At 54.0% G+C, this 23,285-nt stretch carries 17 protein-coding genes; 7 read left to right on the top strand and 10 right to left on the bottom strand.

Annotated elements, in window-relative coordinates; translation table 11 throughout:
* The first annotated feature begins 729 nt into the window (after nt 1–729).
* Nucleotides 730–1,008, top strand: a complete 279-nt coding sequence (locus tag MEALZ_RS02300) for a type II toxin-antitoxin system RelE/ParE family toxin (RefSeq protein WP_014146976.1) — start codon at nt 730–732, stop codon at nt 1,006–1,008.
* A 12-nt stretch (nt 1,009–1,020) separates the two neighbouring features.
* Nucleotides 1,021–1,323: a HigA family addiction module antitoxin gene (locus tag MEALZ_RS02295; protein ID WP_014146975.1), complete on the top strand. Its 303-nt coding sequence runs from the start codon at nt 1,021–1,023 to the stop codon at nt 1,321–1,323.
* A 93-nt stretch (nt 1,324–1,416) separates the two neighbouring features.
* Here the strand turns inward: MEALZ_RS02295 and MEALZ_RS02290 are convergent, their stop codons facing one another.
* The 9 genes from MEALZ_RS02290 to MEALZ_RS02250 form a co-directional block, all read right to left on the bottom strand.
* Nucleotides 1,417–1,743 (bottom strand): type II toxin-antitoxin system RelE/ParE family toxin, encoded by a 327-nt coding sequence (locus tag MEALZ_RS02290; protein WP_014146974.1) that lies wholly within the window; start codon nt 1,741–1,743, stop codon nt 1,417–1,419.
* A gap of 8 nt (nt 1,744–1,751) precedes the next feature.
* Complete coding sequence (locus tag MEALZ_RS02285) at nt 1,752–2,024, bottom strand: type II toxin-antitoxin system ParD family antitoxin (protein WP_014146973.1); 273 nt, start codon at nt 2,022–2,024, stop codon at nt 1,752–1,754.
* Between the two features lie 133 nt (nt 2,025–2,157).
* Complete coding sequence (locus MEALZ_RS02280; protein WP_162472905.1) at nt 2,158–2,580, bottom strand: hypothetical protein; 423 nt, start codon at nt 2,578–2,580, stop codon at nt 2,158–2,160.
* 90 nt (nt 2,581–2,670) lie between these two features.
* Nucleotides 2,671–3,951 carry a hypothetical protein gene (locus MEALZ_RS02275; protein WP_014146971.1) on the bottom strand — a complete coding sequence of 427 codons (1,281 nt, stop codon included), beginning with the start codon at nt 3,949–3,951 and terminating at the stop codon, nt 2,671–2,673.
* Between the two features lie 1,341 nt (nt 3,952–5,292).
* Complete coding sequence (locus tag MEALZ_RS02270; protein ID WP_014146970.1) at nt 5,293–6,231, bottom strand: Nudix family hydrolase; 939 nt, start codon at nt 6,229–6,231, stop codon at nt 5,293–5,295.
* A gap of 984 nt (nt 6,232–7,215) precedes the next feature.
* Complete coding sequence (argJ, locus tag MEALZ_RS02265; protein WP_014146969.1) at nt 7,216–8,430, bottom strand: bifunctional glutamate N-acetyltransferase/amino-acid acetyltransferase ArgJ; 1,215 nt, start codon at nt 8,428–8,430, stop codon at nt 7,216–7,218.
* Nucleotides 8,431–8,893: 463 nt separating this feature from the next.
* A complete protein-coding gene (locus MEALZ_RS02260; protein WP_014146968.1) occupies nt 8,894–10,036 on the bottom strand; it encodes a cation diffusion facilitator family transporter in 1,143 nt (380 codons plus the stop codon).
* On the bottom strand, nt 10,036–10,263 hold the full coding sequence (locus MEALZ_RS02255; protein WP_014146967.1) for a sulfurtransferase TusA family protein: 228 nt from the start codon (nt 10,261–10,263) through the stop codon (nt 10,036–10,038). Before MEALZ_RS02255 ends, MEALZ_RS02260 begins: the two co-directional genes overlap by 1 nt.
* Entirely contained in the window at nt 10,260–11,303 is a 1,044-nt protein-coding gene (locus tag MEALZ_RS02250) for a tRNA (5-methylaminomethyl-2-thiouridylate)-methyltransferase (protein ID WP_014146966.1), read from the bottom strand. The genes MEALZ_RS02255 and MEALZ_RS02250 overlap by 4 nt, the downstream gene beginning before the upstream one ends.
* Before the next feature lie 513 nt (nt 11,304–11,816).
* Between MEALZ_RS02250 and MEALZ_RS02245 the strand changes: the two genes are divergently transcribed.
* Nucleotides 11,817–12,992 (top strand): PilT/PilU family type 4a pilus ATPase, encoded by a 1,176-nt coding sequence (locus MEALZ_RS02245; RefSeq protein WP_014146965.1) that lies wholly within the window; start codon nt 11,817–11,819, stop codon nt 12,990–12,992.
* A gap of 849 nt (nt 12,993–13,841) precedes the next feature.
* On the opposite strand, the gene MEALZ_RS02240 is transcribed toward MEALZ_RS02245, so the two are convergent.
* Nucleotides 13,842–14,333: a hypothetical protein gene (locus tag MEALZ_RS02240; RefSeq protein WP_084685258.1), complete on the bottom strand. Its 492-nt coding sequence runs from the start codon at nt 14,331–14,333 to the stop codon at nt 13,842–13,844.
* 508 nt (nt 14,334–14,841) lie between these two features.
* Between MEALZ_RS02240 and MEALZ_RS02235 the strand changes: the two genes are divergently transcribed.
* The 4 genes from MEALZ_RS02235 to MEALZ_RS02220 all read left to right on the top strand — a co-directional run bounded on the left by MEALZ_RS02235 (nt 14,842) and on the right by MEALZ_RS02220 (nt 23,268).
* Entirely contained in the window at nt 14,842–17,181 is a 2,340-nt protein-coding gene (locus MEALZ_RS02235) for an alpha/beta fold hydrolase (protein ID WP_014146963.1), read from the top strand.
* The gene (locus MEALZ_RS02230) at nt 17,178–18,320 is read left to right on the top strand and encodes a thiolase family protein (RefSeq protein WP_014146962.1); all 1,143 of its coding nucleotides are present in this window, start codon (nt 17,178–17,180) and stop codon (nt 18,318–18,320) included. Before MEALZ_RS02235 ends, MEALZ_RS02230 begins: the two co-directional genes overlap by 4 nt.
* Entirely contained in the window at nt 18,317–20,632 is a 2,316-nt protein-coding gene (locus MEALZ_RS02225) for a 3-hydroxyacyl-CoA dehydrogenase/enoyl-CoA hydratase family protein (protein WP_014146961.1), read from the top strand. The genes MEALZ_RS02230 and MEALZ_RS02225 overlap by 4 nt, the downstream gene beginning before the upstream one ends.
* A gap of 332 nt (nt 20,633–20,964) precedes the next feature.
* A complete protein-coding gene (locus MEALZ_RS02220) occupies nt 20,965–23,268 on the top strand; it encodes an acyl-CoA dehydrogenase (protein ID WP_014146960.1) in 2,304 nt (767 codons plus the stop codon).
* The last annotated feature ends 17 nt before the right edge of the window (nt 23,269–23,285 follow it).

Here is a 23,285-nt window from a genome sequence, read left to right as displayed (position 1 = left end):
TGGCTGTAGCAGAGCGTAACGGCAGCGGGGGGGAAGCCCTTCCCCCATGTTCCGAAACTCCTTCTATTCGCCCATCGTGGGCTATGTGCCTCCTTAACCGGAACCAACTTGGTCAGTCCCTGCATATAAAGCAAACGGCATGCCAACTTTTATCCTATTGAATAATAAGGTTATTTCTGAGGGCTCGAAAAAATAAAGGATGGGACTGTGTGATATCACACACCTAAACTGTGTGAAATGACTTAATTCGAATGGCTCTCACGCTTTAGCGTCCTCGCACCGCGGAGCGGTGTGGGATGCATTCCCACGCTGGAGCGTGGGAACGATAGCTAAATCTCCCGCCGGACGGGTTTTATTGACTCGGCCGCGTAGTGTTTCCCTGCCGTTTGGGGGCGCCCATGATGGGTTTCCGCTTCGCTGCTACCCATCCTACAAGGCGGCTCTTGCGTAGGATGGGTAGAGGCGGAAGCCGAAACCCATCGTTTTCACCCTCGCCGCTAAATCTCCCGCCGGACGGGTTTTATTGACTCGGCCGCGTAGTGTTTCCCTGCCGTTTGCGGGCGCCCATGATGGGTTTCCGCTTCGCTACTACCCATCCTACAAGGTGGCTCTTGCGTAGGATGGGTAGAGGCGGAAGCCGAAACCCATCGTTTTTCTGGGCACTGGAGTGTGGAATCGATAAAAATCGCCTGCTTGACGTATTACGCTTTGCGTAATATTCTCTTCCGAATGATTAAGTCGCTTCGCTGCAAAGACACCCAAGCCTTGTTCGAAGGAGAATCGCCTAAACGTTTTCGCGCGTTTCAAGCTATTGCCGAACGTAAGTTGGCGCAACTGCATGCCGCGGCTAGCCTGGCGTTTTTACGCAGCCCTCCGGGCAATCGCCTGGAAGCGCTAAAAGGGAGTCGTGCGGGACAATACAGCATTCGCATCAATGACCAGTGGCGAGTGGGTTTTCGCTGGTTGGATAACGATGCTTTTGAGGTTGAAATTGTTGATTACCATTGAGGAAAAAATTTCATGATAGAAAACCGTATGCGTCCGATACACCCCGGCGAAATCCTGCGTGAAGATTTTTTGAATCCCTTGGCATTAAGCGTAAACGGGTTGGCAACCGCTTTGCACGTTCCGACCACGCGTTTGCATGAAATCGTTAAGGAACGCCGCGCGATTACGCCGGATACCGCTTTGCGCTTGGCGCGTTATTTTGGCGGAGATGCACAATCCTGGCTGAACCTGCAAACAGCTTATGACTTACGCCGGGCACAGCAATCCTCGCTTGACGCCATAGAGCGCGAGGTTTTGCCGCGCGAGGCGGCTTGAGCCATTTTACATGGCTCCCACGCTGAAGCGTGTGAACGCTAGCCGGAGAGTGGGAATGATGAAAGTCATGTAAACACCGACCTTAGCGATTTATCACTCGATGTGACGAGCCATGTCCATGCTGTCGTGAAGCACGCGAAGAACATCGACAAAGCATGCTTCGCTTTGCCGAAAGACAAGGATGTGGCGACCGCGCCGCCCGTGCCTCGCAACGGGAAGAACAAAAACCCCTTGCTGAATGTCATCACGGCATTTGGCACCCATAACACCGGGTCCATCGATGAGGGCTGCCAATGCTTGAGTCAGGGTTTCCCTATAGACCTCGGCCTGTTGCGGGCCGAATCGCTCGGCTGTCCAGGTTAAAATATCCGCAATGTCTTGTTCGGCTTGCCGAGCAAGACGGACCGTCCAGCAGGTCATCAGCGCGGTTACGTAGCGTGTTTGACCAACCCAGCCATATGCATGCGAATGGCCTCGGCCGATTCCAGCGTCGTATACTGGCCCGCCTCCATATCGTCGATACCCACAGCGACAGCCTCACGCAACGCTTGCAAGCGGACAGTTTGCTCTTGTTCTCGCTGCTGCATCAAGCGCAATCCTTCTCGCAGCACTTCGCTGGCATTCTGATAACGACCCGATTGGACCAATTGCTCCACAAATTGCATTTGTGGATCGGTAAGAACAACATTGCGCGTAGGCATAGTAAGCTCCGATGATTAGTGTTGGCATATTCTGCCAATTTGATAGACCAATGACAATTGGCTCGATTATTTTCTGTTATTCTTCATCAAGGTTTCAAATGGCTCCCACGCTGAAGCGTGGGTGCGATAAGGATTAGATCGTAGCGTTTATCAACAATCTTCCCACGCCTAAAGGGTAGTCTTGCCGGACTGCGGCGATTGCGGCCATTACCAAAGCGGTCCCCGCAAAAATTGCCGATCCAAAGGAAATCCTTAAAACCCATTCATTAACGAACCGCAAGAAGCGCGGAACAGGCGCGATCATTACGGTTAACACCGACAGCAACGTTGCCGCGACTGTCGACAAAACTCCCGTCCCCAGCGAAGCGCACCACGGGCATTTATGCTTGGCATGCAAATCGTGATAATTACACCCGGCATCCAAACCCAGCCAAGGCCAATCACAGCCGCATTGAAATAGAAAGCCGCATAACGGCGTGATGGCAATCAAGGCAATGAACCCCATCAGCGATGCGGCAATGAGTTTGTATTTAAGTGTTGGCTTTATTGTATTCATTACGACAATCTTGTTTTAGACGCATCTTTTGCAATGGCTGTCATGATGGGTTTCCGCTTTGCTCCTACCCATCCTACTGCGCTATACGGCTTATTTCGCATCGGTTCGCATTTTTTGGACGAGTATGATTACTGCCGCCGCGAACAAGGCGGCCGAGAATACGATTAAGGTTCCGGTGAGATCGTTCATCATATCCGGGGCGACGATCATGACGATCCCCAGCGCGATCATGATCATGCCGCCGATAAGTTTGAGCGTTTGACCGTGCTTTTCTTCAAATTTTTGCCTTTTCAGCGTTATCAAGGCCGTCAAAAAAATAATGATTTCGATCGAAAGATAGATCAATAGATAAACCAGCAATAAGCCTAAAAATTCCATCGTGCCGACTTGCTGCGATCTGACCAGTTGACTCCATATCACCGGAAAGCCTGCCGTACAAGGCAATTCGACCAATGCGATGCCCGAGGCCATGACGAAGGTAGCGCCCGCGAGCGCAAGACCTTTTGTTTCCGGATTCAACAAGCCTCTTATCGATTGATAAATACCCGGTTTATGTTTGTCCGATATCGTGAACGAAATGCCTTTTTTAAACCAAAAATAATCTTTGACATTGACCAAACCGAATAGCAGTGCGAACAAGGCCACCAGCCACTGCACCCAGATTAGATAGGCGACATAGCCCAGCACTTTAAAGACGCCGGCGACAAAGGCGCCGTAGAGGGTTGCCGTGGTGAACAAGAACACCAGGCCGACCAGCAACATTCGTTTTCTGGAGCCTGAATGTATCACCATGCCTAACAGCAGCGTCAACACCCATAACGAACATGGATTAAAGCCGTCGACAAAGGCAATCAAGAGGGTGCTGAATATCAGCGGTTGCCGGACCAGGTCTATGGTGCCGAGCCAGGGGACTTCGATTGTAGTTGAGACGTTAGTTGGCGATCCTAGGTCAGTTTGAGACTGCTGCGCCAACGTTTCCTTTAGCCTGTCGTCCGGCTGCTGCTTTCGGCTTAGGGAGGTCCTAACCGTATCTTCGATTTGTTTCCGGATAAACGGCGCATCGCCGAAAAAAACCTTGCCGTCGACAAATACGGCGGGCACGCTGCCGGCTTCTACGCCGTGTTCTCGCGCGGTCAATTGAAAGAGTTCCCGGTTGAAGCGGTTGCGCCACACTTCATGCTGCCGGACTTGCAATTGCGGGTAACGGGCTGCCAATTCGCTCAGAAAGGGCTTTTGATCCAGGCAATGAGGACAGTTTTGGCCCCAAAACACGTCCATGACGAGTTCAGGGTCGGTCTTTGCCGTAACCGTTTGGCTTAGGAGCGTCAGCAAGAACATTATCAAGAAAAATCGAGGGGGGTCGAATCGCATTGGTTTTGCCTTTTAGGGTCTTAAACTGTTGGGGTGCCGGTTGTGTGCGAGGTTCCCTACAGCACACCCTGCATCGCCGTTCTTGCGTAGGATGGGTAGAGGCGGAAGCCGAAACCCATCGTTTTTTCGCCATTAAGTTAAGCCGTTCGTGGTGAGCCCTGTTGAACCATGGATGGCTTAATTTATCGCCCCCCCTGCCGGACGGGTTTTATCAATCCAGCCGCGTAAGGTTTTCCTACCGTTTGCGGGCGCCCATGATGGGTTTCCGCTTTGCTCCTACCCATCCTACAGCACACCCCGCATCGCCGTTCTTGCGTAGGATGGGTAGAGGCGGAAGCCGAAACCCATCGTTTTCACCCCGCCGGCAAATCCTCCGCCATACGGGTTTTTAAACTCCTATTCCCCGTCGGGCGAGTTTTATCGATTCGGCCGCGTAATGTTTCCCTGCCGTTTGCGGGCGCCCATGATGGGTTTCCGCTTCGCTCCTACCCATCCTACAGCACTCCCCGCATCGCCGTTCTTGCGTAGGATGGGTAGAGGCGGAAGCCGAAACCCATCGTTTTCACCCCGCCGGCAAATCCTCCGCCATACGGGTTTTTAAACTCCTATTTCCCGTCGGGCGAGTTTTATCGATTCGGCCGCGTAAGGTTTTCCTATCGTTTGCGGGCACCCATGATGGGTTTCCGCTTTGCTCCTACCCATCCTACAGCACACCCCGCATCGCCGTTCTTGCGTAGGATGGGTAGAGGCGGAAGCCGAAACCCATCGTTTTCACCCCGCCGGCAAATCCTCCGCCGGACGGGTTTTTAAACTCCTATTTCCCGTCGGGCGAGTTTTATCGATTCGGCCGCGTAATGTTTCCCTGCCGTTTGCGGAGTTCCCATGATGGGTTTCCGCTTTGCTCCTACCCATCCTACAGCACACCCCGCATCGCCGTTCTTGCGTAGGATGGGTAGAGGCGGAAGCCGAAACCCATCGTTTTCACCCCGCCGGCAAATCCTCCGCCATACGGGTTTTTAAACTCCTATTTCCCGTCGGGCGAGTTTTATCGATTCGGCCGCGTAATGTTTCCCTGCCGTTTGCGAGGTTCCCATGATGGGTTTCCGCTTTGCTCCTACCCATCCTACAGCACACCCCGCATCGCCGTTCTTGCGTAGGATGGGTAGAGGCGGAAGCCGAAACCCATCGTTTTCACCCCGCCGGCAAATCCTCCGCCATACGGGTTTTTAAACTCCTATTTCCCGTCGGGCGAGTTTTATCGATTCGGCCGCGTCATATTTCCCTACCGTTTGCGAGGTTCCTACCCATCCTACTGCTGAATGCCGGAACATGGGAACGCTTTTATTCTGTTTCGATAAACGCCCGGATACCGGCCACGCCTTGGCCGCCGGCTTCACGGACTCGCGCCAGATCGTCCTTTGCTAAGCCTCCCAAGCCGAATACCGGAATATTCGCGGTTTCGGCGAGCGCTGTAAAGCCTTGCCAACCGAGTATTCGGGCTCCCGGATGCGTGGCGGTCGGCAATACCGGCGCCAAGACGGCAAAATCGACGCCGACGGTTTCGGCATGGCGCAGTTCCGCTTCATTATGGCAAGAGGCGGCCAGCCAGCCTTGGCTGTCCGGCCGTTCGCGTAACGCCATTAAATCCTTTCCGGTTAAATGTATGCCGTCTATTGCACTCGCCTCGATTCCGGATACGGCCGAGTTGAGCAAGACTGATGCGCCATGACGGCGGCATAAAGGAAGGATGCGCGCGATAAATTCCGCCGCTTCGCCGGCCGTTACTTTTTTCAAGCGCAATTGAATCAGTTTGATGCCGTTGGCGAGAATGGTTTTTAAGTTAGAGAATAACGCCGAGGGGGTGCTGTCGTCCAGGATGGCATAAAACGGCGGCAGGCGGAGCGCGGTCACGATCGGACGATTCGCCGCCGGAAAGGAATAGTTTTGAAGATCGGTCGGAGCGACCCACTCGACCGCTTGTCCTTCTCTGCCATGCGGGTCGCCTTCGAACCGGTCGATCCGCCAAACTTTGAGTCTTACGCTGAGGTCCGGGTAGTCGTGATGAATCGTGATCAGCGGCGTTGCGGTTTTAACGTCGATGGCCAGTTCTTCATGGAGCTCGCGGTCCAATGCTTGTCGCTGCGTTTCGCCCGGCTCGATTTTACCGCCCGGAAATTCCCATAGGCCACCTTGATGTTTATCGTCGGGGCGCTTGGCGATCAGAATTTTGCCGTGCCGGTCGACAACCGCGCCAACGGCGACTTCTAAAACCGATTTCATAAGTTTTTGTTCTTGTTGATGCTGTTTCAAATGGTTTTCACGCTCCGGGGACTATTCGAATGACTCCTTAATGTTTCCCTACCGTTTATTGTGCTTCGTGATGGGTTTCCGCTTCGCTGCTACCCATCCTACGGCTGGATGCCGGACCGTGGGAACGGTGAAAAAACTGTAGGGTACGCTGTGCGTAGCGCAGGAGACCCGCCCATTGCTTAATGTGTTCTCATGTGTTCCGTTGTGCCGACGTTAGGTACGCGCAGCGTACCCTACAATTCACTTTGGATTTATAAGTATTTCCGGTATTTCAAATGGTTCACACGCTGGAGCGTGGGAAGGATAATCTTAGCCAATGAGACCTCGATAACATTTATTGTCACTTAACACTCTCGGACTTCGAAATCGCGATCTGGGGATCGCTCCCACAGAGCGCCGGGCTTACCTCTTACCTCTTACCTCTTTCACTTCTGCGGGACGGGTTATTTGACCCGTCCCCAACGTTTCGGTTTGCCCTTAACCTTTCGGCTGACTTCGGCCAAAGTTAATAGGGGGGACTATTCGAATGACTCCGTAACGTTTTCCTGCCGCTTATCGTGCCCCCCTGATGGGTTTCCGCTTCGCTGCTACCCATCCTACGGCTGGATGCCGGACCGTGGGAACGGTGAAAAAACTGTAGGGTGCGCTGTGCGTACCGCAGGAGACCCGCCCATAGATTAATGTGTTCTCATGTGTTCCGTTGTGCCGACGTTAGGTACGCGCAGCGTACCCTACAATTCACTTTGGATTTATAAGTATTTCCGGTATTTCAAATGGTTCACACGCTGGAGCGTGGGAAGGATAATCTTAGCCAATGAGACCTCGATAACATTTATTGTCACTTAACACTCTCGGGCTTCGAAATCGCGATCTGGGGATCGCTCCCACAGAGCGCCGGGCTTCCTTTCCTCTTTCCTCTTTCCTCTTTCCTCTTTCCTCTTTCACCTTTCCCTCCTAAGTCCGATACTCCGCATTGATCCGCACATAGTCGTAGGAAAAATCGCAGGTCAAGACTTCTTGCGAGGCGCTGCCGCGTCCGAGCGTTACGGTTACGGTAATTTCCGGTTCGTTCATCACTCGCTGGCCGGCCGCTTCGGTATAGTCTTCGGCGCGGCCGCCGCCTCGCACGATGCACACGTCGCCCAGGTGTATATCGACCCGCTCCAGGTCCATGTTGTCGACGCCGGCCCTGCCGACCGCCGCCAGAATGCGACCCCAATTCGGATCGCTAGCAAAAAACGCGGTTTTGACCAGCGGCGAATGGGCTATGGTCTTGGCGACGCGCACGGCCTCTTCATCATCTAAGGCTTGATTTATAACGATTCGCATCAACTTGGTCGCGCCTTCGCCGTCCCGGACGATCGCTTCGCTGAGTTGCTTGCAAATCTTCAACACGGCGTCGGCAAAGACTTGGTAGGCCGGGCTGCCTTCGGTCAATTCGGGTACTTTGGAACACCCGCTGGCCATTAAGACGCAGGCGTCGTTGGTCGAGGTATCGCCGTCGACGGTTATGCGGTTAAACGATAACTCGGCGGCGCGCGCCAAACAAGCTTGCAGCAACTCCCGCTCGATTTTGGCATCGGTCGCGATGAAAGACAGCATCGTCGCCATGTTCGGCTGAATCATGCCCGCGCCTTTGGATATGCCGGTCAACGTGATCGTCTCGCCGCCGATTCCGAGAGTAAACGATGCACCTTTCGGAAAGGTATCGGTGGTCATGATCGCGCGCGCGGCCTGTTCCCAATGATCCTCGGCCAGATTGGCAAAGGCCTTCGGTAAAGCCGCCTTGATTTTATCGACGGCCAACGGTTCGCCGATCACGCCGGTCGAAAACGGCAGAACTTGCCGGGCATCCGCGCCGGCAAGTTCTGCCAAGTCCGCGCAGGTCGACAAGGCATCGTCAAGCCCCCTTTTTCCGGTGCCGGCATTGGCGTTACCGGAATTAATCAGCAGCCAACGCGGTGCCTGTTGTAAATGTTCCTTCGCGACAACTACCGGAGCCGCGCAAAACGCGTTCTGTGTAAACACCGCCGCGCAAGTCGATCCTTCGCGCATTTGTATGAGCAACAGATCGTCGCGTTGCGTTTGCTTGATGCCCGCGCACGCCGTGCCCAATTCGATCCCGTCCACCCGGTGCATTACCGGAAACACCACCTGCCCCACCGCCATATAGACTCCTTTAAATCTTGTAATTGTTACTGTGAAAGTTAGTAGATTTTGGCTCTTTATCTAATTTTTCGATATAAGAAGCTCGGCAGAGAAAATGCCGGCTCCGGAGAGGGTGCGGTTGCTCGACCGACAGGCGTCGGCGGCAGGGAAAGCCGCCGTCGAGCCTACATGGACGTATTCACCCAGCCCCTAAATTCCATAGCCCATCGGTCATGGTTAATAGTCTTACTAATTTAGGGGCTGGGTCCTGTCGGGCGAGTAACCGTACCCACCCCCACCCCTCGCACTCTTATTTGCCAGTGTGATGACAGCTTTTTCATAATCATTAGGATAAGTAAGAAGATGTCGAGCATTAATTTATAAGGCAGTCTGCAACAGGACGTTGCAGTCAGAGCTTACAGGGATATATTCACGCGTCCTTAGAAATTAATGCCTGACACCAACCACATACACTGATTAGATACTAAATCTTCAATAAAACGCTTATTTTGCTAATGTTGGGAAACGCGCCTTGCATCAGCGCGCATTGTTGCTTAACTTTTTCCATCCGTTCCGGCTGACTCCCCATCAGATGCGGCAAAATCACTTCGATTTCGATCGTCCCTTCCAGATAATGAATCTTGAAATCTTCGATATCTTCGAATAATTCGGCCAGATAGTTACGCAAGTAACCCTGCACATCCGCACGCAACACATCGACCGGCTCGTCGATGAATTCGTCGTCTTCGGGGTCGACATGGACCAATACGTCGACCACGTCGTCGAATTCGGCTTTCAGATTTTGCCGGACCGCATCGCCGATCATATGTCCTTCGGAAACGCTGATTCTGGCATCGACGACGATATGCGCGTCGATATAGGCATCTTCGCCCATTTGGCGGGTTCTAAGCAGATGAATGCCGCGCACGCCGGGAGTCGTTTTGATCACTCTGCGTATCTCGCGGATCAAGGTCTCGGGCAATGAGGTATCGACCAACTCCTTGATGCTTTGAATCACCAGACTTAAACCGATTTTAGCGATCATCAATGCGACGATCCCGGCGGCGACCGCATCGGCATATTCATAACCGACCCAAACGCCGGCCACGCCGATGATCACCACGATCGAAGATATCGCATCGCTACGATGATGCCAGGCATTGGCCAGTAATAATTTGGACCGGGTTTGCTTGGCAATGCGCTTGGTGTATTGATAGAGCCATTCGTTAGTCAATACCGATAAGGCGGCTATCGCCATCGCCTCGAATTCCGGCATCAACAAGCGCTCGGGCTGGCGAACTCTTTCCATTGCATCATAGGCGATGCCGCCGGCCACTATAATCAACCCGACGCCTAGCGCGACCGTCGCGATCGTCTCGTAACGCCGATGCCCGTACGGGTGGTCGAAATCGGCCTCTCGCGCGCCCAGTTTAATCGCGGTAATGACCAGTAAATCGCTGACCAGATCGGATAAGGAGTGGACACCGTCCGCGATCAAGGCCGCCGATTGACCCAGTATACCGAAGCCGATTTTCAGAACCGACAATGCTAGGTTGGTCCATGCAGCAACGATACTGACCTTCGCTTTTAGCCGATCGGATTCGACTGACTGGCGCGCTTCGATCATTATTCGCCTACTTCGAGAACAATAATATATTCGCCGTCCTCGGCTTTGGTTTCAAGGATCGCGTGTCCATTGATGCGGCACCAGGCGGGGATGTCCTGCATCACGCCGGGGTCGGTGCAAATAACTTCCAATTGTTCTCCGGCCGCCATGCGTTTGACCCGGTCTTGCGTTCGTATTACCGGCAACGGGCAAAGCAGACGCCGCGCATTTAGGGTTTCCCGGCTCATACGAACCACTCCTCGACAATTTGCTCCGGCGCGAACGGGGCCACCTGAATCGTTTGTTCCAGACCTTTTTGACTTCTAACCAAAATATCGACCTGATCGGCGTCGCGCCCTTGTCCGTAACGTGCAATGATGCGTCCGGCCAAGGCTAAGTCCTCATCGGTCGGTTCGCCGTCGATCAACGCTAACGGTCCGCTGTGACTGCTACTGATCAAGCTGGTGAATTCTTTTTTATAGCCTTCGAGAAAACGGCTCTCGCCCTCCTCGCGCGCGACGATGACTTTGAAATTGGACTTGGGACGGATATGCCTCCCGACTTTCAACAACATTACATCGTCGAGTTCGTAGTCTTTCGTACCCCGGTTTTGCCATAAATCGACTAATTTCGCCGAATAACTCTCGTCGGTCAAAAAACAACAGCCGCCGGCCGGCTGCGCATAATCGACGAAGCCGAACTGCTGCGCTAATTCCATTTGCGGTTTTCTAGATCGTCCGCTAAAGCCGAACAATTTGGCGCGGTCGACCCAGCCTTCGCGCTCCGGCAGAGTCTCCGGAAGATTTCTGGCGCATAAGGGTCTGAGCAGCAAATCGTCGGCACCGGATTCGCGCGCGATGATCGGCATCGTTTGTTTGCGCTGCGACATCGGCCGTTGACCGATGACCTCGCCGGTGATGATGAAATCGAAGCCGTTCTCTTGTATCCATTGCTTGGCCTTGTTGACCATGAAAATCTTGCAATCCAGACAAGGATTCATGTTACTGCCGTAGCCGTGCTTAGGATTGATCAGCACATCCTTGTATTCCTCGATGACATCGACGATGTGCAATTTGATGCCGAGTTGTTCGGCCACCCACAGCGAATTATTGCGCTTGGGTTTGGCGCGGTCCCGTTCGCGAATCGCATGCGTGTGTCCCTCCACGCAGAAGCCTGTGAAAAAATTGATGCCTTCGACATGCACCCCTTGTTCGATGATTACTTTGGCGGCCAACATCGAATCCAATCCTCCGGATATCAATGCCGCCGCTTTTCTTTGTTCGGACATAACGCTATTATCGTGTTTAAAATGCTTGTTTAAAAAATTGCGTCATTATACGCATTTCTTGGCTAAACTGGGTTCAACTTCGGTGATTATCGCCTAGAATAGCTAGCCATCAAATTTTTGGCACCGTGGCTCTAATTTTTCGATATGAAAAACAATGGCGGTTCCAAAGAGGGTGCGGTTGCTCGATCGACAGGCGTCGGCGGCAGGGCAGATTTTTGCTCCTGCAAAATCTGCATTCATGCCATCCATGGCAATCAGATTCCGCCGTCGAGCCTACATGGACGTATTCACCCAGCCCCTAAATTCCATAGCCCATCGGTCATGGTTAATAGTCTTACTAATTTAGGGGCTGGGTCCTGTCGGGCGAGTGACCGCGTCCTCCCTCACACCCTCGCACTTTCATTTACCGGGGCGATTGCCAGGCCTTCATAAGCGTTACAGTGGCTTTCGTGGCGCTCCCCGATGGGTTTCGCTCCGCTCTACCCATCCTACATGTAAACTAATGGATTCATTATGGATTTTAAAGATTATCTAAAAATTTTGGTCAACAAAGACGGTTCCGATCTTTACTTAACGGTCGGCGCGCCGGCCGCGGCAAAATTTCAAGGCGCATTGAAACCGCTCGAAAGCGAAAAACTGACCGGCGAACGCATCAAGGCTATCGCTTACAGTTTAATGGATGCCGATCAGCAAAAAGACTTCGAACACGTCCCGGAAATGAATCTGGCGATCACCGAACAGGGCATCGGCCGATTCCGGGTCAATATTTTCAAACAGCGCAACAACCTGGCCTTGGTCATTCGAAACATCAAGGTCGATATTCCGAATGCCGATCAATTAGGCCTGCCCGAAGTGCTGAAAAAAGTCATCATGGAAAAGCGCGGTTTGATTCTATTCGTCGGCGGCACCGGCTCCGGCAAGTCGACCTCCCTGGCCGCACTGATCGATCACCGCAACAGCAATTCGTCGGGGCACATCATCACGATCGAAGACCCGATCGAATATCTTCATCCGCACAAACGCTGCCTGGTCAATCAACGCGAAGTCGGCGTCGATACGCTCAGTTACGAGGACGCGTTGAAAAATACGCTACGCCAGGCACCGGACGTGATTCTGATCGGCGAAATCCGCTCTCAAGAAACGATGGAACATGCACTCGCCTTCGCCGAAACCGGGCATTTATGCTTGTCGACGCTGCACGCCAACAACGCCAATCAGGCCCTGGACCGTATCATCAATTTCTTCCCGGAAGAGCGGCGTAACCAATTATTGCTGGATCTATCGCTGAATTTGAAGGCCTTTGTTTCGCAAAGACTTGTTCCTACCGTGGACGGAAAACGGGTCGCGGCGATCGAAATTTTGCTGGGGACGCAATTGGTCAAAGACTTGATTCATAAAGGCGAAATTCATACGATCAAGGAAGCGATGGAAAAATCCGAAAACATCGGCATGCAAACCTTCGACAGCCATTTGCTCAAACTTTTCAAGGAAGGCAAAATTTCACTCGAAGAAGCCTTGCAAAACTCCGACTCGCCGAATAACTTGAAATTGAAAATCAACCTCAGCGAAGGCAAGGGATCGGCGACCGAAGCGGTCGCTAAATCGACTGGCGGCTTGACTTCAAGATTCTCGCTCGAGGCGATTGAAAAGGATCAGGAGGAAGAAGAAGAAGAAGAAGAGCAAAGCTAAACCTTTTTTCCGCGCGGGGCGGGTTATTTAACCCGTCCCCAACGTTTCGGATTGCCCTAAACATTTCGGCTAACTTCGGCCAAAGTCAAAACGCTTAGGACGGGGTTGCAACCCCGTCCTGCTAGGGATATGCTGGTTTTTGGGCTTTAGCTGAAGAAACTTCGCTCTTTCCCAAGCTCCAGCTTGGGAAAGACACCCCGGAAGCTCCAGCTTCCTGAGACCGACACAAGCTCCGCACACTCTCAATCCCCCCGACTCGCTCGTTCAATCTTTCTCCTGATTAGCAAGATACTTCAGCTTGCTGAAGCCAATTGTCCGAGCAGTGGCCAGTCGTAGCCACTTCTGCGGGGCGGGTTATTTAACCCGTCCCCAACGTTTCGGTTTGCCCTAAACATTTCGGCTAACTTCGGCCAAAGTCAAAACGTTTAGGACGGGGCTGCAAACCCCATCCTGCTAGGGATATGCTGGTTTTTTGGGCTTTAGCTGAAGAACCTTGCTAATCAGGATTTTTCTTGATTTTCGGGAAGCTAGAGCTTCCTGAACAGGTTACCCAAGCTGGAGCTTGGGTAACAGCATATTTTAGTTTTTGCGGCCTCGATACCATTTATTGTTATCCAACCGTCTCGACCTCGAAATCGCGATCAGGGGATCGCTCCCACAGGGCATCCGGGCCCCCGAGGGTATCAGCCAGTAGGGTACGCTGCGCGTACCATGGCATCCCACCATTGTTAATTCAAGCCTCAATGGTGTGATCCAGGGCGGGATTCGGTGCTTAACGGCATGAAGGTACGCGCAGCGTACCCTACAGTTTATGCGTCGCGACGGAAGGAGCGTGAGAACCAGGATAGCTCAAGGAAACAGCCGCAAAATACCGGACTTTCCTTCCATGTCTCCGACGACCCAAATCTGCTCGAACGGATGAGACTCGGGTAGCGTTACCCGGTGCAAATTATCTTCCAGTTCTTCACGGCTCCAAAGCGGATTGGCGTTACGCAAAACCAGCCAAACCCGGTCGCTGTGATAGGACTTTTCGGCCTTGCTGGCTAAAATCGCATTCAACGCATTCAACAAACGATCGCCGACCGGAACGGTAATCAAGCGATGCAGCGCCTCTAGCGTCCGGATACTGACTTTGCGCCCCAAAATCAGTTGGGCTTCTTCTTCACTACCGTACAAATGCGCAATTTCCAAATCCAAGCGCCGATCACCTAGGTAACACGATACATCCGGCTTTTTCGGCTCGTTATGCCAAATATGCCGCATTGGAATGCCTGTTTTTTGTTCGTAAAGCCGCATGAACAGCTTGGCCGCCTCATGTTCGAGCTCGATTTTTTCTTGCATGCTCCGGTTCATAAAGAACAGCTACAAATGATAGAAGTTATTTTGTACATATTTTGCTAAATACTTTGCCGGCATAGTTGCTGGCAAGAGCCTATAAGAACGCAATCACCCAGCCCCGTATTTTGATCTACGATAGGCATATTACTCATCGGAGATCAAAATACGGCACCGGGGTGCCCGTCAAAGAACGCCGTGAACCCAGCACCTAAATTCCATAGGTCTTTGGCAATGATTCAAAATCATGGCTTATTTAGGTGCTGGGTAAATTCGTCCCTGTAGGCTCTATGCCAGCCCCTCACCTAGCGTTAGGTGAGGGGCCGAGCACCCCGGTGCATCCTAAGGCACTGCCGAAATTTGAAGTGCGAAAAGTATACGTTCAATCTTAGGGAACCGATGCAAAAGTAGAAAGTCTTTAAATAAAGCTACCATTCGACATCGATCGGTTCGACCGGTTTTATGCAAGACCTCAAACGGCGTCTCTCGAAAGACGCCAGGGAGTCACCGCACCATGAAGTATGCCGATTACCCCGAAAACTGGCACGACATCGACACCGCGCTCTATATTCGCTCGGTCAAGTTGTTCAGAGCCGTCAAAAACTTATTGAGCGTCAAATTCGAACTGTTCGCCGACAACCAGGTATTGCAAGGCGATATTTTCCTGTTCAACCATTTTTCCCGCTTCGAAACCTTCATTCCTCAATTTCTATTTTTCGAACAAACCGGCGCTTACAGCTGCTCGATCGCGTCGGGCGAATTCTTCAAGGAAGACAATGTACTGTCGAATTATTTGAAGCATGTCGGCGTATTTCCGCACGACCATCCCCGATTGTTCGCTATCTTGGCCAGCCAAATCCTGCGCGGGCGTAAAGTCATTATTTTCCCCGAAGGCGGCATGGTCAAGGACCGGCGCGTCATCGACAAAAAAGGCGAATACAGTATTTATTCGCGCATGACCGGACTTCGACGTAAGCATCACACCGGTCCTGCCGTGTTAGGACAAGGGGTAGAAGCATTGAAGTCGGCGATTCGCCATGCCTTCAAAACAAAAGACAAAGAGCGCTTGCTGCACTGGCAGTCCCTGCTCGAATTCGACAGCTTGGATCAATTAATGGCGGCCGCCTTAAAACCGACCTTGATCGTACCGGCCAACATCACATTTTATCCGATTCGCAACTCCGAAAACCTATTGTTCAAAAGCGTCGAATTGTTTTCGGACACGATGAGTCTTCGGCAAACCGAAGAACTCTTGATCGAAGGCAATATCTTGCTCAAGGACACCGACATGGACATCCGCATGGGCGAGCCGGTCAATCCTTGTTGCGTCTGGGATTGGCGCACGCATTGGGTCATGGACAAAACGGCGCCGGACATACGCGATCCGGACGATGCGTTCAACTTGACAAGCGCGCCGAGAACTTGGAAAGAACGCCTGCTCGGATATCTATTCGTCAAAAATGCAAGCTGTTCGCGCAATCAATACATGAAAGCGATCTATGCCAATGTTACGGTGAACCTCAGCCATCTGGCCTCGACGCTGATCATGAGCAACATCGGCGCAGGGCTCAAGCATATCGAAAAATGCCGATTTTATACCGTACTTTATATCGCAATAAAAAACCTGCAAAAAAAGCCCGACATTCATTTACATCGAAGTCTGTTGAATCCGGATGATTACAGCGATCTTATCCATTGCGTCAACGACCGCTTCGAGCACTTCATATGCATCGCCAAGGAAGCTCAACTGATTGCCGAACAAGATGAATGCTACCATTTCTTGCCGAAATTGTGCGAGGACCACGACTTCGACCAAATCCGTCTGGAAAATCCGATCGCGGTCTACAATAACGAAGCGGCGCCGCTTAGCACCGTGCGCGATACGCTTTCGGCCGCCGACAAAGCCTATGCCAAGATCTCTCCCGAACAACTGGCGGCCTGGCATTTCGACGACGAACTGATCGCGCTGGCCTACGAACAGCAGACCTACAGCACGCTGCAAAACGGCGCGATCAAGCAACACGAAAGCGCCATAGCCGACCCGTCTCCATTCTTGATGAAACCGGCCCGAACCAACGGCATCGGTATTCTGTTGATACACGGTCTGTTGGCCAGCCCCGCGGAACTTCGCGATTACGGCCGCAAGCTGGCGCACCAAGGCTTCACGGTGCTTGGGATTCGCTTGAAGGGCCACGGCACGTCACCCAATGCCTTGAGAGATTTGAGTTATGAGCAATGGTTCGACAGCGTGCTCAAAGGCTTTACTATCCTCAAAGCGCACTGCGGAAAAATCGTCTTGATCGGCTTTTCGACCGGCGGCGCTTTGGCGCTCAAGCTCGCGGCGGAAAACCGTCCCGAAATCGCCGGTGTTGTCGCGGTTTCAGTGCCTGTCAAATTCTTGAATCCGTCTTTTATGCTGGTGTCTTTACTGCACAACACCAATAGCCTGGTACGCTGGCTGTCTTCTTTCGAGGGCGTCAAGCCGTTCATCGACAACACGCCGGAACATCCCGACATCAATTACTGCAATACGCCGATCCGGGCGCTATTCGAATTACGCAGACTGATTCAGCATCTTGACGAATTACTGCCCGGTATCGTAACGCCGACTTTATTACTCTATGCCAACCGGGACCCAATCGTCGCGCCGGAAAGCGCCGAAGCCGTATTCGCCAAATTAGGCGCGGCAAGAAAATATTTACATTCGATCGATGCCGACCGGCACGGCATTCTGATGGAAAACATCGGCGAGACTTGGTCGGTGATCGACGATTTTTTAAGCTCGCTGCAACAAACCGAGGACACCAGCCGCCCCATAACGCAAGCCATTCCCGAAGAGGAGACAGCATCATGAATAATGTAGTCATCGCAGGATATGCCAGATCGCCGTTCACGCCGGCGGGCAAAGGCGAGTTAGCCCACGTCAGACCCGACGACTTGGCCGCGCAAGTGGTCAAGGCCCTGATCGACAAGTGCGGCGTCGATCCGAACGCCATCGAAGACTTGATTCTCGGCTGCGCCTTTCCGGAAGGCGAGCAAGGCCTCAATCTCGCGCGCCTCGTCGTGCATCTGGCGGAATTGCCGATTTCAGTCGCGGGCATGACCGTGAACCGTTTCTGCGGCTCGTCGATGCAAGCGATTCATATCGCGGCCGGCGCGATTCAAATGAACGCCGGCGAAGTTTTCATTTGCGCCGGCGTCGAATCGATGAGCCGCGTGCCGATGGGCGGATTCAATACCTTGCCGCACCCGGGGCTTTATAAAAATCACCCGGAGGCCTACATGAGCATGGGCGAGACCGCCGAAAACCTAGCGCGCCGCTATTCCATAGCCCGCCGGGATCAAGAAAATTTCGCGTTGACCAGCCAGCGCAAAACGCAGCACGCCCGACAAAGCGGCGGCTTTGCCGATGAGATCGTGCCTATTCTAACGCACCGAGGCGATCGCATCGATCAGGACGGCTGTCCGCGCCCCGATTCGACTGCGGAAGGTCTGGCCGGACTCAAACCGGCATTTCTGGAAAACGGCAGCGTCACGGCCGCGACGTCGTCGCCGCTGACCGACGGCGCCGCGGCGGTATTGGTATGCAGCGAAGCCTATGCCGACGCGCACGGACTGCCGAAACTGGCCCGTATCAAATCGATCGCGGTATCCGCCTGCCAGCCGGAAATCATGGGTATCGGCCCGGTTGCCGCGACGCACAAGGCCTTGCAGAGAGCAGGTTTAACACTGGAAGACATCGATCTGGTCGAATTGAACGAAGCCTTCGCCGCACAGGCTTTGGCCGTATTACAAGAATTGCCTATCCCTATCGAAAAACTCAACCTGGACGGCGGCGCGATCGCGCTAGGCCACCCGCTCGGCGCGACCGGCGCGCGCATCACCGGCAAGGCGGCCAGCCTACTGCACCGGGAGCGTAAGCGCTATGCGCTGGCTACACAGTGCATCGGCGGCGGCCAAGGCATTGCAACCATTCTGGAGGCAGCATCATGAACATCGAACGAGCCGCAGTCGTCGGCGCCGGCGTAATGGGTGCGGGCATCGCCGCGCATATCGCCAATGCCGGTATTCCGGTCGTCTTATTGGATATTGTCCCGGATAACGCAGCGAACCGTAATCAAATAGCCGAGCAAGCGATCGCCAAAATGCTTGCCGCCCAACCCTCGCCGCTGATGCACCCGAACAACGTTCGGCTGATCTCGCCCGGCAACATAGAGGACGATTTAAGCCGACTGGCCGAGGCCGATTGGATCGTCGAAGCCGTGCTCGAAGATCCTGACATCAAACGCAACCTTTATCGACAGCTGGAAGCGGTTTGCCGATCCGATGCGCTGATATCGTCGAACACCTCGACACTGCCGCTGAAGGTGCTGACCTTGCAACAATCCGAAAGCTTCAAGCGGCGCTTCATGATCACGCACTTTTTCAATCCGCCGCGCTACATGCGCCTACTGGAACTGATCGCGCCGGTAGACATTGCACCCGATTTGTTCGATGCGGTCGCGAAGTTCGCAGACCTGCGCCTCGGTAAAGGCTGCGTCACTTGCAAGGACACGCCGGGCTTCATCGCGAATCGGATCGGCACTTTTTGGATACAAACGGCATTGCTTGAAGCGATCGCGAATAACTTGACCGTCGAAGAATGCGATGCCGCGATGGCGCTGTTCGGCATTCCGAAAACCGGCGTGTTCGGCTTGCTGGACCTGGTCGGCCTGGACTTGATGCCGCATGTTCTGAGCGGCTTCAAGCAAAGCCTGCCGGCCAAGGACCGTTTGCGTGCGATCGGCGCCGTGCCGCCGTTGCTACGCGCCATGATCGAAAAAGGCTACACAGGTCGCAAGGGACTCGGCGGATTTTATCGTCTCAAGCCCGATGCCGACACCAAAATCAAGGAAGCGGTCGACCTTCAAACCGGCGACTATCGTGTCAGTGAAAAATTTCGCATCGACGGCGTTAGTCACAGACCCGAAGATTTGAAAAAATTTTTATCCGGCGGCGAAACGCTCAATCGCTATGCCTGGCGAGTCTGGTCGGACACGCTAAGCTATGCGGCTAGCTTGATTCCGGAAATCGCCGACGATCCGCTTGCGATCGATACCGCGATGCGCCTCGGCTACAACTGGCGTTACGGTCCGTTCGAACTACTCGATCGTCTCGGAGTCGACTGGTTCGTCGAGCGGCTTCAAGAAAAACACCAACCGATTCCCTATCTGCTCGCGGACCGGCAAAGCCTGTATCGCACCGACAAGCAAGGCCTCCTGGAGTGTAAGAACGAAGAGCGACGCTATCGGCCGATCCACCGTCCCGAGGGCATGCTGTCGCTCGGCGACATCAAACGGCGTACTGCGCCCTTGCTCAAAAATGCATCGGCCAGTCTGTGGGACATCGGCGACGGCATCGTTTGCCTAGAATTTCATAGCAAAATGAATACTTTGGACCCGGACAGCCTGAGCCTGACACAACAAAGTATCGGCGTCGTCCGTGACAATTTCGATGGCATGGTCATCCATAACGAAGCCGAGCATTTTTCGGCCGGGGCCAATCTAACTCTGCTGGCCCCGGCATTGCTGCGGCAAGATTGGGACACCGTCGCCCGAATCGTCGAGCTCGGGCAACAAACTTATCAAGCCTTGAAATACGCGCCTTTCCCGGTCGTCGGCGCGCCGTCCGGTTTAGCGCTGGGCGGCGGCTGCGAAATCCTGCTGCATTGCGATGCAGTGCAAGCCCATGCCGAACTGTATACCGGCCTCGTCGAAACCGGAGTCGGTCTGGTGCCGGGCTGGGGCGGCTGTAAGGAATTATTGCGCCGATGGCTTAGCTTGCCTAACCGGCCGGGCGGACCGATGCCGGCGATTTCGCAAGCCTTCGAGACCATCGCGCTCGCCAAGACGTCCAAATCGGCCTTGCTGGCGAAGGAATTACTCTATTTATCCGAACACGACGGCATCACAATGAACAAGGACCGTCTGCTGGCCGACGCAAAAGCGCGCGCCCTGGCGATGATCGCCGATTATCGGCCGCCGGAACCTTATGTTTATTATTTACCGGGCGCATCGGCCCGCGCGGCGCTTGACATAGCCGTGCGCAACTTAGCGCTCTCGGGTAAAGCAACCGCCTACGACCGGGAAATCGCCGGCCAACTGGCTTTCGTATTGAGCGGCGGAGACACCGACTCCCTCGATCCGCTTAGCGAACAAGACATGTTGAACCTGGAACGACAAGCTTTTTTGCACCTGGTCAAGCAACCCGGCACTGCAGCAAGGCTCGAACACATGCTAAAAACCGGCAAGCCGTTGAGAAACTGACGGGGCAATCGAGCAACGTAACGTTCATGAAGGCCTGGCCATCGCCCCGGCAAATGAAAGTAGTCTGGTGACGGAGGGTGCGGTCACTCGCCCGACAGGACCCAGCCCCTAAATTAGTAAGACTATTAACCATGACCGATGGGCTATGGAATTTAGGGGCTGGGTGAATACGTCCATGTAGGCTCGACGGCGGCTGTCCTTGCCGCCGACGCCTGTCGATCGAGCAACCGCACCCTCTCCGGAACCGGCATTGCCAGAACGGAGTTTTGCATATCGAAAAATTAGATAAAGAACCCAAATCTACGAACTGACACAGCAACAGGAATTAAGCCATGACCGAATTCATTATCGCCGTATCGAGCGGGCTTATTTTAGCCGGGATCGTTGCCTACGCTCCAATACGCCGCAGTCTGCTGACCCGGCCGCTGTTCAAGGTCATGCGCCGCAATCTGCCGCCGATGTCGCAAACCGAACGCGAAGCGCTCGAAGCCGGCAATACCTGGTGGGACGCCGAACTGTTCACGGGCCGTCCGGACTGGGCCAAACTCGCGGCGCTGCCCGCAGCAAGCCTCAGCGACGAGGAGCGCGCCTTTATCGACGGACCTGTGGAAACCCTGTGCGCGATGCTCGACGACTGGGACATCACCTTCAAGCGCCGAGACTTACCGGCGGAAGTCTGGGACTATATAAAACAACATAAATTTTGCGGCATCATCATACCGAAACGCTACGGCGGTCTGGAGTTTTCCGATTTCGCGCATTCGCAAATCGTCATGAAACTCGCCAGCCGCAGCACGACCGCCGCGGTCACTGTCATGGTCCCGAATTCATTGGGACCGGCCAAATTATTGCTGGCCTACGGCACCGAACAGCAAAAGAATCATTATCTACCGCGTTTGGCCGACGGCCTCGAAATACCGGCATTCGCGCTAACCGGCCCTCTGGCCGGCAGCGATGCCGGCGCAATGCCCGATACCGGCATCGTCTGTTACGGCGCGTTCGAAGGTAACGAACGGGTATTGGGCATACGGCTCAATTGGGAGAAGCGTTATATTACGCTAGGCCCGGTCGCCACCGTGCTGGGATTGGCGTTCAAGCTTTACGATCCCGACCGGCTGTTGGGCGAAACCGAAGACATCGGCATTACCGTCGCGCTAATTCCGACCGATACGCCGGGTATTTCGATCGGCCGCCGCCACTTTCCGCTCGATTCGGCCTTCCAGAACGGCCCTAACTGGGGCAAGGATGTTTTCATTCCGCTCGACTGGATCATCGGCGGCGCGGCACAAGCCGGTCAAGGCTGGAAAATGTTGATGCAATGCCTCGCCACCGGCCGCGCGATTTCGCTGCCGGCGCTGAGCGTCGGCGCGGCCAAATTCATCTGCCGCAACACCGGAGCCTATGCGCGGATCAGGCACCAGTTCAATCTGCCGATCGGAGCCTTCGAAGGCATTGAAGAGGTGCTGGCGCGCATGGCCGGCAGCACCTATCTGATGGACGCCGCTCGCCAAGTGACCTGCGCGGCGCTCGATGCCGGCGAAAAACCAGCGGTGATCTCGGCGATATTGAAATACCAACTCACCGAAGGCATGCGGCGGATCGTCAACGACGGCATGGATATTCAAGGCGGTTCGGGCATTTGTCTGGGGCCTTCCAACGCAATTGGCCGTTTGTATCAAGTCGTCCCGGTCGGCATCACGGTCGAGGGCGCGAACATTCTAACTCGCACAATGATGATTTTCGGCCAAGGTTCGGTGCGCTGCCATCCCTTCGTGCAGCAAGAAATACAATCATTGAATCGAACCGATACGGCCCAAGCCTTGCGTGAATTCGACTCGGTAGTGTGGCGGCATATCCGTTTTTTTCTAAGGAACATCCTTAGAGGGCTCTGGTTCGGCGTTGGCGGTTCGCGACTGACCACCGTGCCCGGTAACCGGCATACGAAGCGTTATTACCGGCAATTGACGCGGCTTAGCACAGGCTTTGCGCTGGCCGCCGATGTCGCGCTGCTGACGCTGGGCGGCCGACTCAAACGCAAGGAACGCATTTCCGGGCGGCTGGCCGACGTGCTAAGCCACTTATACCTTTGTTCCTGCGTACTCAAACATTTCGACAATCAAGGCGCGCCCTCGGACGACCTGCCGCTGTTGCATTGGGCCTGCCAAGACGGCCTGCATCGTGCCCAGCAATCGTTATTAGAGGCACTTCGGCTGTTGCCGGCGAAACTTTCAGCCGGTTTGCTGCGTGCCTTGTTGTTTCCGCTCGGCAAACCCTGCTCACCGCCGCACGATAACTTGACCGGCCGCCTTGCTCAACTATTGTTGACCGACAACCCGGCGCGCGAGCGTTTGACCGACGGCATTTATATCAATACCGATCCGGACGACCCTACCGGATGCATCGAAACCGCCTTCAGAGCAGTGCTCGATGCCGTACCGGCAGAGGCCAAAATCCGCGCCGCGCAAAAACAAGGCTTTCTGCCCAAAGGAATGCCGTCATCCGTACTGCAGCAGGCTTTGGCTTCGGAATTGATCGACAAGGACGAATATGCATTACTCGAAAAGGCCGAGCAAGCCAAAATGAAAGCGATCGCGGTCGACGATTTCGCACCTGAACAGTTGACCGGCCGCTCTTAATCTCGGTGGATTTTTCA

Origin of the sequence: Methylotuvimicrobium alcaliphilum 20Z, from assembly GCF_000968535.2 — a bacterium.
Taxonomy (GTDB): Bacteria; Pseudomonadota; Gammaproteobacteria; order Methylococcales; family Methylomonadaceae; genus Methylotuvimicrobium; species Methylotuvimicrobium alcaliphilum.
This window is presented reverse-complemented; position numbering and strand designations above follow the sequence as displayed.

Coding starts and splice junctions, on each gene's coding strand:
- argJ (WP_014146969.1), bottom strand. CDS start 8,430: ATGGCGGTGGGGCAGGTGGTGTTTCCGGTAATGCACCGGGTGGACGGG.
- MEALZ_RS02300 (WP_014146976.1), top strand. CDS start 730: ATGATTAAGTCGCTTCGCTGCAAAGACACCCAAGCCTTGTTCGAAGGA.
- MEALZ_RS02245 (WP_014146965.1), top strand. CDS start 11,817: ATGGATTTTAAAGATTATCTAAAAATTTTGGTCAACAAAGACGGTTCC.
- MEALZ_RS02275 (WP_014146971.1), bottom strand. CDS start 3,951: ATGCGATTCGACCCCCCTCGATTTTTCTTGATAATGTTCTTGCTGACG.
- MEALZ_RS02255 (WP_014146967.1), bottom strand. CDS start 10,263: ATGAGCCGGGAAACCCTAAATGCGCGGCGTCTGCTTTGCCCGTTGCCG.
- MEALZ_RS02280 (WP_162472905.1), bottom strand. CDS start 2,580: ATGAATACAATAAAGCCAACACTTAAATACAAACTCATTGCCGCATCG.
- MEALZ_RS02295 (WP_014146975.1), top strand. CDS start 1,021: ATGATAGAAAACCGTATGCGTCCGATACACCCCGGCGAAATCCTGCGT.
- MEALZ_RS02290 (WP_014146974.1), bottom strand. CDS start 1,743: ATGACCTGCTGGACGGTCCGTCTTGCTCGGCAAGCCGAACAAGACATT.
- MEALZ_RS02235 (WP_014146963.1), top strand. CDS start 14,842: ATGAAGTATGCCGATTACCCCGAAAACTGGCACGACATCGACACCGCG.
- MEALZ_RS02250 (WP_014146966.1), bottom strand. CDS start 11,303: ATGTCCGAACAAAGAAAAGCGGCGGCATTGATATCCGGAGGATTGGAT.
- MEALZ_RS02285 (WP_014146973.1), bottom strand. CDS start 2,024: ATGCCTACGCGCAATGTTGTTCTTACCGATCCACAAATGCAATTTGTG.
- MEALZ_RS02230 (WP_014146962.1), top strand. CDS start 17,178: ATGAATAATGTAGTCATCGCAGGATATGCCAGATCGCCGTTCACGCCG.
- MEALZ_RS02220 (WP_014146960.1), top strand. CDS start 20,965: ATGACCGAATTCATTATCGCCGTATCGAGCGGGCTTATTTTAGCCGGG.
- MEALZ_RS02240 (WP_084685258.1), bottom strand. CDS start 14,333: ATGCAAGAAAAAATCGAGCTCGAACATGAGGCGGCCAAGCTGTTCATG.
- MEALZ_RS02225 (WP_014146961.1), top strand. CDS start 18,317: ATGAACATCGAACGAGCCGCAGTCGTCGGCGCCGGCGTAATGGGTGCG.
- MEALZ_RS02260 (WP_014146968.1), bottom strand. CDS start 10,036: ATGATCGAAGCGCGCCAGTCAGTCGAATCCGATCGGCTAAAAGCGAAG.
- MEALZ_RS02270 (WP_014146970.1), bottom strand. CDS start 6,231: ATGAAATCGGTTTTAGAAGTCGCCGTTGGCGCGGTTGTCGACCGGCAC.